Annotated in this window: 11 protein-coding genes; 7 read left to right on the top strand and 4 right to left on the bottom strand. The window is 59.5% G+C overall.

Going from position 1 to position 14,087, the window contains the following annotated elements:
• Positions 1-28 precede the first annotated feature (28 nt).
• The gene (gene cobS / locus TR36_RS07460) at positions 29-1,036 is read right to left on the bottom strand and encodes a cobaltochelatase subunit CobS (protein WP_062762904.1); all 1,008 of its coding nucleotides are present in this window, start codon (positions 1,034-1,036) and stop codon (positions 29-31) included.
• Between the two features lie 90 nt (positions 1,037-1,126).
• On the opposite strand from cobS, the gene TR36_RS07465 reads away from it, so the two are divergent.
• Entirely contained in the window at positions 1,127-1,879 is a 753-nt protein-coding gene (locus tag TR36_RS07465; protein ID WP_045390441.1) for an SDR family NAD(P)-dependent oxidoreductase, read from the top strand.
• 4 nt (positions 1,880-1,883) lie between these two features.
• On the opposite strand, the gene TR36_RS07470 is transcribed toward TR36_RS07465, so the two are convergent.
• Entirely contained in the window at positions 1,884-2,516 is a 633-nt protein-coding gene (locus TR36_RS07470; protein WP_370553377.1) for a DnaJ domain-containing protein, read from the bottom strand.
• A 73-nt stretch (positions 2,517-2,589) separates the two neighbouring features.
• Here TR36_RS07470 and TR36_RS07475 point away from each other — a divergent pair, with 73 nt between their 5' ends.
• The 3 genes from TR36_RS07475 to TR36_RS07485 all read left to right on the top strand — a co-directional run bounded on the left by TR36_RS07475 (position 2,590) and on the right by TR36_RS07485 (position 6,404).
• Positions 2,590-2,841 (top strand): BolA family transcriptional regulator, encoded by a 252-nt coding sequence (locus TR36_RS07475; RefSeq protein ID WP_045390438.1) that lies wholly within the window; start codon positions 2,590-2,592, stop codon positions 2,839-2,841.
• A gap of 59 nt (positions 2,842-2,900) precedes the next feature.
• Positions 2,901-5,438 (top strand): aminopeptidase N, encoded by a 2,538-nt coding sequence (gene pepN / locus TR36_RS07480; protein ID WP_062762907.1) that lies wholly within the window; start codon positions 2,901-2,903, stop codon positions 5,436-5,438.
• 84 nt (positions 5,439-5,522) lie between these two features.
• Positions 5,523-6,404, top strand: coding sequence for a lysophospholipid acyltransferase family protein (locus TR36_RS07485; protein ID WP_045390436.1), 882 nt, complete (start codon positions 5,523-5,525; stop codon positions 6,402-6,404).
• Between the two features lie 38 nt (positions 6,405-6,442).
• On the opposite strand, the gene TR36_RS07490 is transcribed toward TR36_RS07485, so the two are convergent.
• Positions 6,443-7,036, bottom strand: a complete 594-nt coding sequence (locus TR36_RS07490; RefSeq protein WP_045390958.1) for a transglycosylase SLT domain-containing protein — start codon at positions 7,034-7,036, stop codon at positions 6,443-6,445.
• Between the two features lie 192 nt (positions 7,037-7,228).
• On the opposite strand from TR36_RS07490, the gene gatB reads away from it, so the two are divergent.
• Positions 7,229-8,740, top strand: a complete 1,512-nt coding sequence (gene gatB, locus TR36_RS07495; RefSeq protein ID WP_045390434.1) for an Asp-tRNA(Asn)/Glu-tRNA(Gln) amidotransferase subunit GatB — start codon at positions 7,229-7,231, stop codon at positions 8,738-8,740.
• Between the two features lie 70 nt (positions 8,741-8,810).
• On the opposite strand, the gene TR36_RS07500 is transcribed toward gatB, so the two are convergent.
• Positions 8,811-10,175, bottom strand: coding sequence for a dicarboxylate/amino acid:cation symporter (locus TR36_RS07500; protein WP_062762910.1), 1,365 nt, complete (start codon positions 10,173-10,175; stop codon positions 8,811-8,813).
• A 171-nt stretch (positions 10,176-10,346) separates the two neighbouring features.
• Between TR36_RS07500 and tgt the strand changes: the two genes are divergently transcribed.
• Both tgt and lon read left to right on the top strand, forming a co-directional pair.
• Positions 10,347-11,474: a tRNA guanosine(34) transglycosylase Tgt gene (gene tgt / locus TR36_RS07505; RefSeq protein WP_045390432.1), complete on the top strand. Its 1,128-nt coding sequence runs from the start codon at positions 10,347-10,349 to the stop codon at positions 11,472-11,474.
• 107 nt (positions 11,475-11,581) lie between these two features.
• Complete coding sequence (lon, locus tag TR36_RS07510; protein WP_045390430.1) at positions 11,582-13,990, top strand: endopeptidase La; 2,409 nt, start codon at positions 11,582-11,584, stop codon at positions 13,988-13,990.
• Positions 13,991-14,087: the final 97 nt, after the last annotated feature.

The following is a 14,087-nucleotide window of genomic DNA, read 5'->3' on the forward strand; positions in this document are numbered from 1 at the left end:
CGCGTCTCCGGGGGAAGAGAGCGCCCCCTTATTTCATTGCGGTCGAGGCGGCGCTTTCTGGAAGCTCTTCGCCAAAGCAGCGCTGATAGAACTCAGCAACCGTCTGGCGCTCCAGCTCATCGCACTTGTTCAGAAAGGTCAGGCGGAAGGCATAACCGACATTCTGGAAGATCTCGGCATTCTGGGCCCATGCGATCACGGTCCGTGGTGACATGACGGTGGAAAGATCACCGTTCATGAACGCGGTCCGGCTCATATCCGCGACCGTCACCATCTGTCCGATCGTCTTGCGGCCCTTCTCGGTGTTGTAATGCGGGGCCTTGGACAGGATGATGTTCACCTCGGCGTCATGGCTCAGATAGTTCAGCGTGGCCACAAGGCTCCACCGGTCCATCTGGCCCTGGTTGATCTGCTGGGTGCCGTGGTAAAGGCCGGTCGTGTCGCCCAGACCGACCGTGTTCGCGGTGGCGAACATGCGGAATGACGGGTGGGGGGTGATGACCTCGTTCTGGTCCAGCAGGGTCAGCTTGCCGTCGGTTTCCAGCACGCGCTGGATAACGAACATGACATCCGCACGACCTGCGTCATATTCATCGAACACGATGGCGCAGGGGTTCCGCAGCGCCCAAGGCAGAATGCCTTCCTGAAAGCTGGTGACCTGTTTGCCGTCCACCAGCTTGATGGCGTCCTTACCGATCAGATCGATCCGGCTGACATGGCTATCAAGGTTGATCCGCACGCAGGGCCAGTTCAGTCGGCTGGCGACCTGTTCGATATGCGTCGATTTTCCCGTGCCGTGATAACCCTGGACCATCACACGGCGGTTGAAGGCAAATCCGGCAAGAATGGCCAGCGTGGTATCGGGGTCGAACTTGTATGTCGGGTCTTCGGTCGGAACGCGATCGGTGCGTTCGGCAAAGCCTTTGACCTTCATATCAGTGTCGATGCCGAAAACTTCGCGGACAGAGATTTCCTCGGTGGGTTTCGCAGGCATATCCGACATGACGTCCTCTTTGCTTAGGGATGTGTCGTTCATGGAACATTCATGCAGGACACGCAAGACCGGAACCTACGGCGCATGCAGCCGGTTCAAATAGCTTGTGCAAACAATAGCAGAGCATGTGAAATGAGGTTTTCCGACAAGATCGTCGTCGTCACCGGGGCAGGGTCCGGAATTGGTGCCGCAACAGCCCGCAGGTTTTCCGAGGAGGGGGCCATCCTGTTGCTGGTCGGGCGTACCGAGAGCAAGCTGGAGGAAACCGCACGGGAGATGGATGCGGATCGTACCCATATCATCGTGGCGGATATTGCGGCAGAGGGCGATGCGGAGCGGATCGTGACCGCCGCCGATGATCTTGGCGGAATTGATGTGCTGGTGAACAATGCGGGCATTGCGGTCGGCGGTACGATCGAAAATGTGACGGTGGGAAACTGGCAGCGCCAGATCGATGTCAATCTCACCGGCACATTCCGGATGACCAAGGCCGCGTGGCCCGCCCTGAAGGCGCGCCGGGGAAATATTGTCAATGTCTCCTCGGTATCCGGGCTGGGCGGCGATTGGGAGATGTTTGCCTATAACGCCTCCAAGGGCGGGGTCAGCAATATGACCCGTGCGCTGGCGCTGGATGGTGCAAAAGACGGCGTCCGGGTGAATGCGGTCAATCCGTCCTTCACCGCAAGTGGAATGACCACGAAAATGGTGGGCAACGAGGAGACGATCCGCAAGTTCAGTGAACGCATGCCGCTCGGGGCTCCGGCAGATCCGGCGGCGATCGCGGCCGTCATTGCCTTTCTGGCGTCTGAGGATGCCCGCTTTGTCACCGGGGTGAATCTGCCGGTGGATGGCGGGCTCATGGCCTCCAATGGCCAGCCCGCCTGACAGGTCAATCGCGGAAGAAGCGGCTTTCCTTGATCTGGTCCCACGCCCAGACAACTTCCTGCAACCGTTCCTCATCGGCGCGGTTGCCGCCGTTCATGTCAGGGTGCAGATCCTTGACGAGGCTTTTGTACTGCTTGCGAATTTCCAGGCGGCCCCAAGTGTCCCGTGCCTCAAGGATCTCCAGCGCCTTGCGTTCGGTAGGCGGCAGCTTGCGCGTGGCACCATTGTTGACGCGCTGCGGCGCGGGGGAGGAACGGTCGCCCAATATTCCCATCGGATCGTCGATCCCGACACGGGACCAGACATGCCCCTCATCAGGGCGTTTGGTGAACGGCCGCGCCTCGCTTCCCCCGAAGCGGTCCTTATCAAGGAATTCCTGGAAATCATCCTCGGTCTTGCCTTGGAAGAAGTTCCATTTCAGGTTGTATTCACGAACATGCTCTTTGCAGAACCATACGAATTCATCCAGATGGTCAGGAGAGCGCGGTGCCCGGTACAGGCCCGCTTCGGAGCATCCCGGATATTCGCACTGCCGTGTGGACGCTTCCTGTGCGCCGGACATCCCCCGTCGGCCGGTTTTGCGGCGTTTCTTGTCGGTTGAAACCCGTAGGTCGAATTCGAAGGGAGCTTTGGACATTATCAGGGCCTTTCCGAGTCGGAGGCGTGAGTTTAGTGATTTGAGCAGCAAGGAGAAGGGGGGACCCATCACAATGAGCATTACAGACGAGATTACCCAGCGACTGACCGCGCAATTTTCACCAACCGAGCTGGAGGTGGAGGATGAAAGCGAGGCCCACCGCGGGCATTCCGGCTTTCAGGAGGGCGGGGAAAGCCATTTTCGCGTGCTGATCCGCGCGCCGGAGCTGGCAGCAATGGGGCGGATTGCCCGCCACCGTGCGGTTCATGCAGCACTTGGCCCCATCATGACGCGCATCCATGCGCTCGCACTGGACGCTGCGTAAGCTGTCTTGCGCCTACGGATCAGGGGAATAGGCTTCGGGCAAATCACCGGAGCCTATTCATGACCCAACCGATCCGTCTTGCCGATTACACGCCCCCCTCCCACCTGATCGAGCGTGTATCGCTGACATTCCGCCTGGCACCGAAAGCAACGCGCGTGCTGTCGGAAATCCGGTTTTACCCGAACCCTGCGGTGCCGGCACAGACGACGCTGCGGCTGGACGGAGAGAAGTTGCGGCTGATCTCGGTCAGCATCAATGGTGCCCCTGTCGCGGCGCAGCCCGATGAGACGGGTCTGACGCTGACGGTGCCCGAAGCGCCCTTCACGTTTTCCGCCGAGGTAGAGATTTCACCGGACGGAAATACCGCGCTGGAAGGCCTTTACATGTCGGGGGGCATGTATTGCACGCAATGTGAGGCCGAAGGATTCCGCAAGATCACCTATTACCCCGACCGTCCCGATGTGATGGCGCCGTTCCACGTCCGGATCGAGAGCGATCTGCCGGTCCTTTTGTCGAACGGCAATCCCGTTGCGGCGGGGCCGGGCTGGGCGGAATGGGATGATCCGTGGCCGAAGCCCGCCTATCTGTTCGCAATGGTCGCAGGTGATCTGGTGGCTCATCCGGACCGGTTCGTCACCCGGTCGGGGGCGGAGGTGGATCTGAACATCTGGGTGCGGCCGGGCGATGAAGGGCGCTGCGCCTATGCGATGGACAGTCTGGTCCGCTCCATGAAATGGGACGAGGAAACCTATGGCCGTGAATACGACCTGTCGGTTTTCAATATCGTTGCGGTGGATGATTTCAACATGGGCGCGATGGAGAACAAGGGGCTAAACATCTTCAACTCCAAATATGTCCTGGCCTTGCCCGAGACGGCCACCGACGAGGATTTTGCCCGGATCGAGACAATTATCGCGCATGAATATTTCCACAACTGGACCGGCAACCGCATCACTTGCCGGGACTGGTTCCAGCTGTGCTTGAAGGAAGGGTTGACGGTTTTCCGCGACCAGCAGTTTTCAGGTGATATGCGAAGCCATGCGGTAAAGCGGATCGAGGATGTTGTAAAACTGCGCACACAGCAGTTTCCCGAAGATGGCGGCCCGTTGGCACATCCGGTCCGGCCCGACAGCTATATCGAGATCAACAACTTCTATACCCGCACGGTCTATGAAAAAGGGGCCGAAATCATCGGCATGCTGAAACTGTTGGTGGGGGATGCGGATTACGCCAAGGCGCTGGATCTGTATTTCGCGCGCCATGATGGGCAGGCCTGCACGATCGAGGATTGGCTGCGGGTATTCGAGGATACCACGGGGCGCGATCTGTCGCAATTCGCACGCTGGTACACCGACGCGGGAACGCCCCGCGTTGCCGTATCGGAACACTGGGATGATGGCCGGTATACCCTGACCTTTACGCAAAAGCTAACCGATCCGCTGACGGGGCAGCCGCAGCCGCCCAAGGTGATACCGATTGCCATGGGCCTGCTGGATGAGGCGGGGGCGGAAGTTGTGGCGACGCATATCGTCGAGCTGACGGATGAAAGGCAATCCGTCAGCTACGACGGACTGGCATCGCGCCCCGTTCCATCGCTGCTGCGCGGGTTCTCTGCGCCCGTAATTCTGGAACGCACGCCGCTTGCCGGCGAACATGCCTTCATTCTGGCCCATGATACAGACCTGTTCACAAGGTGGGAGGCAGGCCGGACCCTTGCAAGTGATGTCATGGCCGCAATGGTGATGGATGGTGCCGAGGTTTCCGCCGAATGGCTGGAGGCCTTGGCGGCGCTGGCGGTGGATGCAGATCTAGACCACGCGTTCCGCGCAATCGCCCTGCGCCTGCCGTCCGAGGAAGATATGGCGCAGGTGATCTTCGAGCGGGGGGTGACGCCGGACCCGGACGTCATCCGGCAGGCCAGACGCGCCATGGCCACCGCGCTGGCCGGACGGCTGGCGGATGATCTGCCGGCCATGGCAGCCCCGCTGGATGAGGCATGGTCACCGGACCCGGCACAGGCCGGGGCGCGGGCATTGCGGATGCAGGCCCTTGCGCTGCTGTCGCGGATCGATGGCGGCGCGGCTGCACGGACCGCTTTTGCCGGTGCCACCAATATGACCGAAGAGGTGGGGGCGCTGGTGGCACTTCTGGCCGTGGGGCAGGGGCAAAAGGCGCTGGATAGCTTTGCCGAACGCTGGGGGGATGACCGCCTGGTGATGGACAAATGGTTCACGCTCGGGGTGCTTTATGCCGAGGATCCCGTCGCGGCGGTGGAGGCGATGACCCGTCACCCCCAGTTCGACTGGCGCAACCCGAACCGTTTCCGTGCTGTTTTCGGCGCCCTTCCGGCAAATCACGCTGGTTTCCACCGGGCGGATGGTGCCGGATATGCCCTGCTGGCAGACTGGCTGATCAGGCTGGATGACGCAAATCCGCAAACGGCTGCCCGCATGTCCGCGGCGTTCAGCAACCGGCTGCGATATGATGCAGGCCGCCAGAAACACATGCTGGCCGCGCTGGACCGCATTCTATCAAAGGCCGGTCTATCCCCTGATCTGGCCGAGATGGCCGGGCGGATGGCAACAGAAAGACGGTAGATTTTCGCTGGTTGGTGCCTCTGCCCTTGCCTTTGGGGGGCGTTCACGGCATGACTCTATCACGCCTCCGTTAGGTGAGAGATCATGAGAGACCGTATCGACCCCCTTATTGCCGAGCGTGCACCTTGGCTGTTTTCGGGGCGCCCACACCACCGGCTGCTCTACTCCGCGCTGACGCAGATACTCGGTTATCCGCGGACGCTGGCGCTTGCAGAGGAATATGAACATCTGCCCACGCCCGAATTGATGGCGCGTGTGGCAGCCCTTATTGCCAAAGATATCGATATCACAGGGTTGGAGAATATTCCGCGCAACGGACCTGCGCTGATTGTGGCCAACCATCCGACGGGAATTGCAGATGGTGTCATCCTGCACCATCTGATTGCCCCGCTGCGGCCCGATCTGTTCTTCTATGCCAATAGCGACATTTTGCGGATCATGCCGCAGATGGCGGATCTGATCTGTCCTGTCGAATGGCGGCCGGAAAAACGGTCCATGCAGAAAACGCGCGAAACGATGGATTATACCCGCAAGGCAATCGAGGCCGGACGTCTGGGGGTAATCTTTCCATCGGGCCGTCTGGCCAAGCGCACCGGGTTGAAACTGATGGAACGCCCGTGGATGGCATCCGCCGCCATGATCGCACGCAAGTTCGATCTGCCGGTCGTGCCGCTGAATATCCGTGCCAGAAATTCCACGCTGTTCTATCTGTTCGACGTGATGCACCCGACATTGCGCGACATAACGTTGTTCCATGAGGTGCTGAACAAGCATCGCCAGCCATATCGGGTTACGGTGGGCAAGCCCATCCTGCCGGAGCGTGTTCCTGTCAAATCGGATGAGGGGATCGAAATGCTCCGCGCCGAGACGCTATCGCTCGGGGGGATCCATGCCCCTGCGGTCAGCCTTGTCCAGGCCACGCGTTTTCCGGGGGGGCGGACCTCCACACGGCTGACAAGCCCATGAATTGACAACGGCGCCCCATCCGGGCGCCGTTTTGCCAATCAGGCTTTGCAGTAGGATTGTTTGCGGGTCCATGATGCCATCTCGGCCCGTTTGCTGGCCGAACGGAAGGGCGCCCAGTCGCGCCCCATGCCTTTGCGGCCTGCAACCCCCGAAACCATGTTGTCCCGCACGACCTGTTCCGCAGCGATGTTGACGGCGCAGGCCAGATTGGCAGATCCGTTTTTCAATGCGGCAGTGGTAGTGGCATCGCAGTTGTACGCTTCGGCTGTGCCGGGAGAGATCTGCACGAGGCCGATCCAGCGACCGCCGCCGCCCGATGCCTGCGGGTTCCATGTGCTTTCATGCTTGGCAAGGGCCGACAGCATGGCCGCCCAGAATGCACGACGTTCGTCGGTAGTGGCGGTTGGATAACCGGGGCACCAGGTCTGGATGTCGGTCGGAATAACGGAAGTAAGATCGGTTTCGTTCTGGCTTACAGCGGCAAGGGTTTGCTGTGTCCAGACCGCACCTTCGGGGCGAAAGTCCCACCGCATGGCCGGCAGGGCAGCCGGTTCGGAAGGGGCCTGAGCGGTTGCGCCACACGAGATTGGCAACGCAAGAATCGCGCCGAAAAGGTACGTTTTGATCTTCATATTCTTGACACGAGTGGCACCGCCCCTCAGCAGGCGGCTCGCGCGTTGTGCCTTGTGATGTTCCAAGGGATCAACCTTTTTGGGGGCGTATCGGCGGGATCTTGCCCGTTCCGGCCTATGCCGCCGCTTTGGTCGGGGGCTTGCCGCCATGCGTTCCGGCGCGTAAAACAACGGTAATCAAGAGGGATGACGATGCTTGACCTGACCTATGAAGCCCCGAAACCAAAAATCATTGCCGGTGCGCGCGAGGACTGGGAACTGGTGATCGGCATGGAGATCCATGCGCAGGTTTCATCCGAATCGAAGCTGTTTTCGGGTGCATCAACCGGCTTTGGTGCCGAGCCGAACAGCCATGTTTCCTTTGTCGATGCGGCAATGCCGGGCATGCTGCCGGTCATCAACGAATTCTGTGTCGAACAGGCTGTTCGCACGGGGCTGGGGCTGAAGGCTGAAATCAATCTCCGGTCGGCCTTTGACCGCAAGAACTATTTCTACCCCGATCTGCCTCAGGGCTATCAGATCAGCCAGCTCTATCACCCCATCGTCGGTGAGGGAGAGGTTCTGGTCGAGCTGGGGGCGGGCGTTGCCCGTCTGGTGCGGGTGGAACGTATCCACCTTGAGCAGGACGCCGGCAAGTCGATCCATGATATGGACCCTGCCAACAGCTTTGTGGATTTCAACCGCACCGGTGTTGCGCTGATGGAAATTGTCAGCCGTCCCGATATTCGCAGCCCCGAAGAGGCGGCTGCCTATGTGCTGAAACTGCGCCAGATCCTGCGTTATCTGGGGACCTGCGATGGTAACATGCAGAACGGGAACCTGCGCGCGGATGTGAACGTATCTGTCTGCCGCCCCGGAGATTACGAGCGGTTCCGCGAAAGTGGTGATTTCAGCCATCTCGGGACGCGTTGTGAAATCAAGAACATGAACTCCATGCGGTTCATTCAAGCGGCGATCGATGTCGAGGCGCGTCGCCAGATCGCCATTCTGGAGGATGGAGGCACGGTCACGCAGGAAACCCGCCTGTATGATCCCGACAAGAACGAGACACGATCCATGCGCTCCAAGGAAGAGGCGCAGGATTACCGCTATTTCCCCGATCCGGATCTGCTGCCGCTGGAAATCGAACAGGGGTGGGTGGATGATATTGCCGCGACCATGCCCGAACTGCCGGATGACAAGAAAGCCCGCTTCATGCGTGACTTCGGTCTGACGGATTACGATGCCAATGTTCTGACCGCAGAGCTGGATGCAGCCGGATTTTTCGAGCAGGTCGCCAAGGGGCGTGATGGCAAGCAGGTGGCGAACTGGGTCATCAACGAACTGTTCGGCCGCCTGAACAAGGAGGGGCTGTCAATTGATGCTTCGCCGATGACAGGCGCACAGCTGGGCGGTATCATCGATCTGATCGCCAGCGGGGATCTGTCGGGCAAAATGGCCAAGGACCTGTTCGAGATCATCTGGACCGAGGGCGGGGACCCTGCCGAAGTTGCAGCCGCACGCGGCATGAAGCAGGTGACCGACACCGGGGCGATCGAAGCGGCTGTTGATGACATCATCGCGGCAAACCCTGCACAGGTTGAAAAGGCCAAGGCGAACCCGAAGCTGGCAGGCTGGTTCGTCGGTCAGGTTATCAAGGCGACGGGGGGGAAAGCCTCTCCGCAGATGGTGAACGAGATCGTCGCGGCCAAGCTGGGCCTCTGATCCGGTTGATCGCAAAACAAAAGCCGCCCCTTGGGGCGGCTTTTTCATTCCGGATTTCCCCAATGCGGGATCAGTCGGCGGCGATAACGTCGTCCTTGAACGCCGAAGGCATCCGTTCGGAAACATCTGTCGCTGCAATGGGCTGCGGCTCACCGTTCAATGCGGCATGAAGGGCTTTTTCATCAAGCTCTCCCTCCCAACGGGCGACGACGATCGTGGCGACAGCATTGCCGACGAAATTGGTCAGCGCGCGGCACTCCGACATGAAGCGATCGACCCCGAGGATCAGCGCCATACCCGCGATCGGAACCGTCGGCACAACCGACAAGGTTGCGGCCAGAGTGATGAAGCCCGCACCGGTGATCCCGGCTGCCCCCTTGGACGACAGCATTGCAACCGCCAGCAGCAGGATTTCCTGCCCAAGGGTCAGATCCGTATTCGTGGCCTGTGCGATGAACAGCGCGGCCATCGTCATGTAGATGTTCGTGCCGTCAAGGTTGAACGAATACCCGGTCGGTACGACCAGACCCACAACCGAACGCGAAGCGCCGGCCCGTTCCATTTTCTGCAACAGGGAGGGCAGGGCCGCTTCGGAAGAGGATGTGCCGAGAACCAGCAGCAGTTCTTCCTTGATGTAGCGGATCAGTTTGAAGATGGAAAAACCGTTGTAGCGGGCAACAGCCCCCAGAATGACCAGCACGAAGAACAGCGCTGTCGCGTAGAAGCACAGAACCAGGAATGCGAGGTTCACAACCGAACCGATCCCGTAACGGCCGATGGTGAAGGCCATTGCGCCGAAGGCACCGATCGGTGCGGCTTTCATCAGGATCGAGACCAGTTTGAAAACCGGATAGGTCAGCGATGTCAGGAAGCGGGTGATCGGTTCGGCACGTTCGCCTACCAGCGCCAGCGAAATCCCGAACAGCACGGCGATGAACAGGACCTGAAGGATATCACCCGTTGCGAATGCACCGACCAGCGTGCTGGGGATGATATTCATCAAGAAGCCGACGACGGATGTTTCGTGTGCCTTGACCTGATAATCGGAAATGGCTCCGGCATCGAGCGTGGCCGGGTCGATGTTCAGGCCCGCGCCGGGCTGGACCACATTGGCCACCACCAGCCCGAGGACAAGGGCAAGCGTGGAGAACGTGAAGAAGTACAGCATCGCCTTGCCGGCAACGCGGCCCACCTTTTTCATATCGCTCATCCCGGCGATGCCGGTTGTCACGGTCAGAAAGATGACGGGTGCGATGATCATCTTCACCAGCTTGATGAACGCATCCCCAAGCGGCTTGAGACTTGCCCCGAAAGCGGGATAAAAGTGACCGAGCAAGATACCCAGAATGATCGCGACGATCACCTGAAAGTACAAGTGGGTATAGAACGGGCGCAATTTCGGGGGTTCGGTCCCCTGCGCGTAATCGATTTCCATCGGTCTCCTCCTCAGGTGCCGGATTGGCCCGCTCCCCTTCGGGTGCGGCGTAATGACGCTTCATATTCTCTCGTGACCTTTGACGCAATTGTGTGTTATTCGCCTTCCCCGCCGTTTTTTGCTTTCAACCGCGGATGATCTGCCGCATCAGGCGCGCGAAGGGGCAATGCTATGACCAAATTCGAATTCCAGATCGGTGCCACGGATGGGCGGGCGCGAACCGGTGTCATCAACACGCCACGCGGCGAAATCCGGACACCGGCGTTCATGCCGGTCGGAACTGCGGCGACGGTAAAGGCGATGATGCCAGAAAACGTGCGCGCAACCGGTGCCGATATCCTGCTGGGCAACACATATCACCTTATGCTGCGCCCCACGGCCGAGCGGATTGCCGGTCTGGGGGGGCTTCATAAGTTCATGAACTGGGAACGTCCGATTCTGACGGATTCCGGCGGTTTCCAGGTGATGAGCCTGACCGCGCTGCGGAAGATGTCCGAGGAAGGTGTCCGCTTCAAATCCCATATCGATGGCAGCACGCACCATCTTACGCCGGAGCGGAGCATGGAGATTCAGGCACTGCTCGGCTCGGATATCGTGATGGCCTTTGACGAATGCACGCCGTTCCCCGCGGATGAAAAGACAGCGCGCAAGTCGATGGAGCTGTCGATGCGTTGGGCACAGCGGTCGCGCGACGCCTTTGGCGACCGTCCGGGGCATGCCCTGTTCGGTATCCAGCAGGGCAGTGTTTTCCCCGATCAGCGTGCCGAAAGCGCCGAGAAACTGCGGGCCATTGATTTTGATGGCTATGCCGTGGGCGGGCTTGCGGTGGGCGAGGGGCAGAAGACCATGTTCGAGGTGCTGGATTATGCACCGGGAATGCTGCCCGAACACAAACCCCGCTATCTTATGGGTGTCGGAAAGCCGGATGATATCGTCGGTGCCGTCGAGCGTGGCATCGACATGATGGACTGCGTTCTGCCCTCCCGCTCGGGGCGGACAGGCCAGGCATTCACCCGGCGCGGCGTCGTGAACATCAAGAACGCGCGCCATATGGATGATCCGCGTCCCTTGGATGAAAATTGCAGCTGCCCCGCCTGCCGCAACTATTCACGGGGGTATCTGCACCACGTCATGCGCGCGCAGGAGATTATCAGCTCCATGCTGATGACATGGCATAACCTGCATTATTATCAGGAATTGATGCAGGGGTTGCGCGATGCGATTGCGGGTCAGCGGCTTGCCGCCTTTGTTGCCGATTTCCATGCGCAGCGGGCTGCCGGTGATATCGACCCGCTATAGCAAGGTTGACACGGGGCGGGGGCAATCCCAAATAAATTAATCAGATCCGGGGAAGGCCGAGTGCTGCCGACGAACGGGGCCAGAGCCTTCCTGCGAAAGGACCAAAGATGAACCAGACCCTTCCTCAAAGCTATCCTGTCCTGCCGTTGCGGGACATCGTCGTGTTCCCGCACATGATCGTTCCGCTGTTTGTCGGCCGTGAAAAATCGGTTCGCGCATTGGAAGAGGTCATGCCCGAGGATCGCCAGATCCTGCTGTCGTCGCAGATGGACCCCTCCGTGGATGATCCGGGCGAGGACGGCATCTACCGTACCGGCGTTCTGGCCAACGTGCTTCAGCTGCTGAAGTTGCCCGATGGCACCGTGAAGGTGCTGGTCGAAGGCAAGGAACGTGTTCGGATCACCGAATTTCTGGAAAATGACCATTTCTTCGAGGCGCACGCGGAAACCCTGACCGAAGAACCTGGTGAGGAAGAAACCGTCACAGCCATGGTGCGTGCGGTCGCCAACGAGTTCGAGCGTTACGCCAAGATCAAGAAGAACATTCCCGAAGAGGCACTGGCTGCCGTGTCGGACACGCAGGATCCTGCACGTCTGGCCGATCTGGTTGCCGGCCATCTGGGTATCGACGTCGGCAAGAAACAGGCGCTTCTGGAAACGCTGGACATCGGTCAGCGTCTGGAAGGCGTTTACGGCCATATGCAGGGTGAGATGAGCGTTCTTCAGGTCGAGAAGCGCATCAAGTCCCGCGTCAAGAACCAGATGGAAAAGACGCAGCGCGAATACTATCTGAACGAACAGATGAAGGCGATCCAGAAGGAACTTGGTGACGGCGACGAAGGCCAAAACGAGATTGCCGAGCTGGAAGCCAAGGTGGCTGCAACGAAGCTGTCCAAGGAAGCCCGTGAAAAGGCCGATGCCGAAATCAAGAAATTGAAGTCGATGTCCCCGATGAGCGCCGAGGCGACTGTCGTGCGGAACTATCTTGACTGGCTGCTGGGTATTCCATGGGGCGTGAAATCCAAGGTCAAGAAGGATCTGGCCAAGGCACAAGAGGTGCTGGACGGTGACCACCACGGCCTTGAGAAGGTGAAGGAACGGATCGTCGAATATCTGGCCGTGCAGGCCCGTGCAACGAAACTGAAGGGGCCGATCATGTGCCTCGTCGGACCGCCCGGTGTGGGGAAAACCTCGCTTGGGCGTTCGGTTGCCAAGGCAACTGGGCGTGAGTTCATCCGGATCAGCCTTGGTGGCGTGCGCGACGAATCCGAAATTCGCGGCCACCGCCGGACCTACATCGGCTCCATGCCCGGCAAGATCATTCAGGCATTGAAGAAAGCTAAGACGACCAATCCGCTGATCCTGCTGGATGAAATCGACAAGATGGGCCAGGATTTCCGCGGGGATCCGGCGTCTGCCATGCTGGAAGTTCTGGATCCGGAACAGAATGCGACCTTTGCGGATCACTACCTTGAGGTAGAATATGATCTGTCGAACGTGATGTTCCTGACCACGGCAAACTCCTACAACATGCCGGGCCCGCTTCTGGACCGGATGGAGATCATTCCGTTGTCGGGATATACCGAGGACGAGAAGCGCGAGATTGCAAAGTCGCATCTGGTGGCAAAACAGGTCGAGAACCATGGTCTGAAAAAGGGCGAATTCTCCATCAGCGATGATGGGCTGACCGAAGTCATCCGCTCCTACACCCGTGAGGCCGGGGTGCGTAACCTTGAGCGTGAGATCGCGAAGCTGGCCCGCAAAGCCGTAACCGAGATTGTGCGCAAGCAAAGCACCAGCGTTGCGATCACCGCAGATAATATTACCGATTATCTGGGCGTGAAGCGGCACCGTTACGGCCTTGCGGAAAAGGAAGATCAGGTCGGTGTAGTTACCGGATTGGCCTATACCTCTGTCGGTGGAGAGCTGCTCCAGATCGAAGCGCTGCGTCTGCCCGGCAAGGGGCGGATGAAGACGACGGGCAAGCTGGGCGATGTGATGAAGGAATCCATTGATGCGGCATCCAGCTTCGTCCGGTCGGTTGCACCCGAACTGGGTGTCAAACCGCCGCGGTTCGAGACGATGGACATCCACGTCCACGTCCCCGAAGGCGCCATTCCCAAAGATGGGCCAAGCGCCGGTCTGGCTATGGTAACCTCCATCGTGTCGGTCCTGACGGGAATTCCCGTACGCAAGGACATCGCGATGACGGGGGAGGTCACCTTGCGCGGCAATGCGCTGCCGATCGGTGGGTTGAAGGAAAAACTGCTGGCGGCCCTGCGCGGCGGGATCAAGACGGTTCTTATTCCGCAGGAAAACGAGAGGGATCTGACCGAAATCCCGGACAACGTGAAGGAAGGGTTGAAGATCATTCCTGTCAGCAACGTCCGTGAGGTTCTGCGTGAGGCGCTGATCCGTATGCCGGAGCCTGTGGAATGGGATGAGGCTGCAGAAGAAGCCGCCGCTGCCCAACGTCTGTCCGAGCAGCAGCAATCGCCCGCAATCCGCGCGCATTGATAAAAAAGACGCGCCTCCGGGCGCGTTTTTTCATTTGGCTGATGGAACATCGCCCTGTGGCGCGTATCGTTGGCGCAGATCAAACGGTAAGGATGAT

The sequence above is a fragment of the Falsirhodobacter sp. alg1 genome (genome assembly GCF_000739715.2).
Classification (GTDB): domain Bacteria; phylum Pseudomonadota; class Alphaproteobacteria; order Rhodobacterales; family Rhodobacteraceae; genus Falsirhodobacter.

Coding starts and splice junctions, on each gene's coding strand:
- cobS (WP_062762904.1), bottom strand. CDS start 1,036: ATGAACGACACATCCCTAAGCAAAGAGGACGTCATGTCGGATATGCCT.
- TR36_RS07465 (WP_045390441.1), top strand. CDS start 1,127: ATGAGGTTTTCCGACAAGATCGTCGTCGTCACCGGGGCAGGGTCCGGA.
- TR36_RS07470 (WP_370553377.1), bottom strand. CDS start 2,516: ATGTCCAAAGCTCCCTTCGAATTCGACCTACGGGTTTCAACCGACAAG.
- TR36_RS07475 (WP_045390438.1), top strand. CDS start 2,590: ATGAGCATTACAGACGAGATTACCCAGCGACTGACCGCGCAATTTTCA.
- pepN (WP_062762907.1), top strand. CDS start 2,901: ATGACCCAACCGATCCGTCTTGCCGATTACACGCCCCCCTCCCACCTG.
- TR36_RS07485 (WP_045390436.1), top strand. CDS start 5,523: ATGAGAGACCGTATCGACCCCCTTATTGCCGAGCGTGCACCTTGGCTG.
- TR36_RS07490 (WP_045390958.1), bottom strand. CDS start 7,036: ATGAAGATCAAAACGTACCTTTTCGGCGCGATTCTTGCGTTGCCAATC.
- gatB (WP_045390434.1), top strand. CDS start 7,229: ATGCTTGACCTGACCTATGAAGCCCCGAAACCAAAAATCATTGCCGGT.
- TR36_RS07500 (WP_062762910.1), bottom strand. CDS start 10,175: ATGGAAATCGATTACGCGCAGGGGACCGAACCCCCGAAATTGCGCCCG.
- tgt (WP_045390432.1), top strand. CDS start 10,347: ATGACCAAATTCGAATTCCAGATCGGTGCCACGGATGGGCGGGCGCGA.
- lon (WP_045390430.1), top strand. CDS start 11,582: ATGAACCAGACCCTTCCTCAAAGCTATCCTGTCCTGCCGTTGCGGGAC.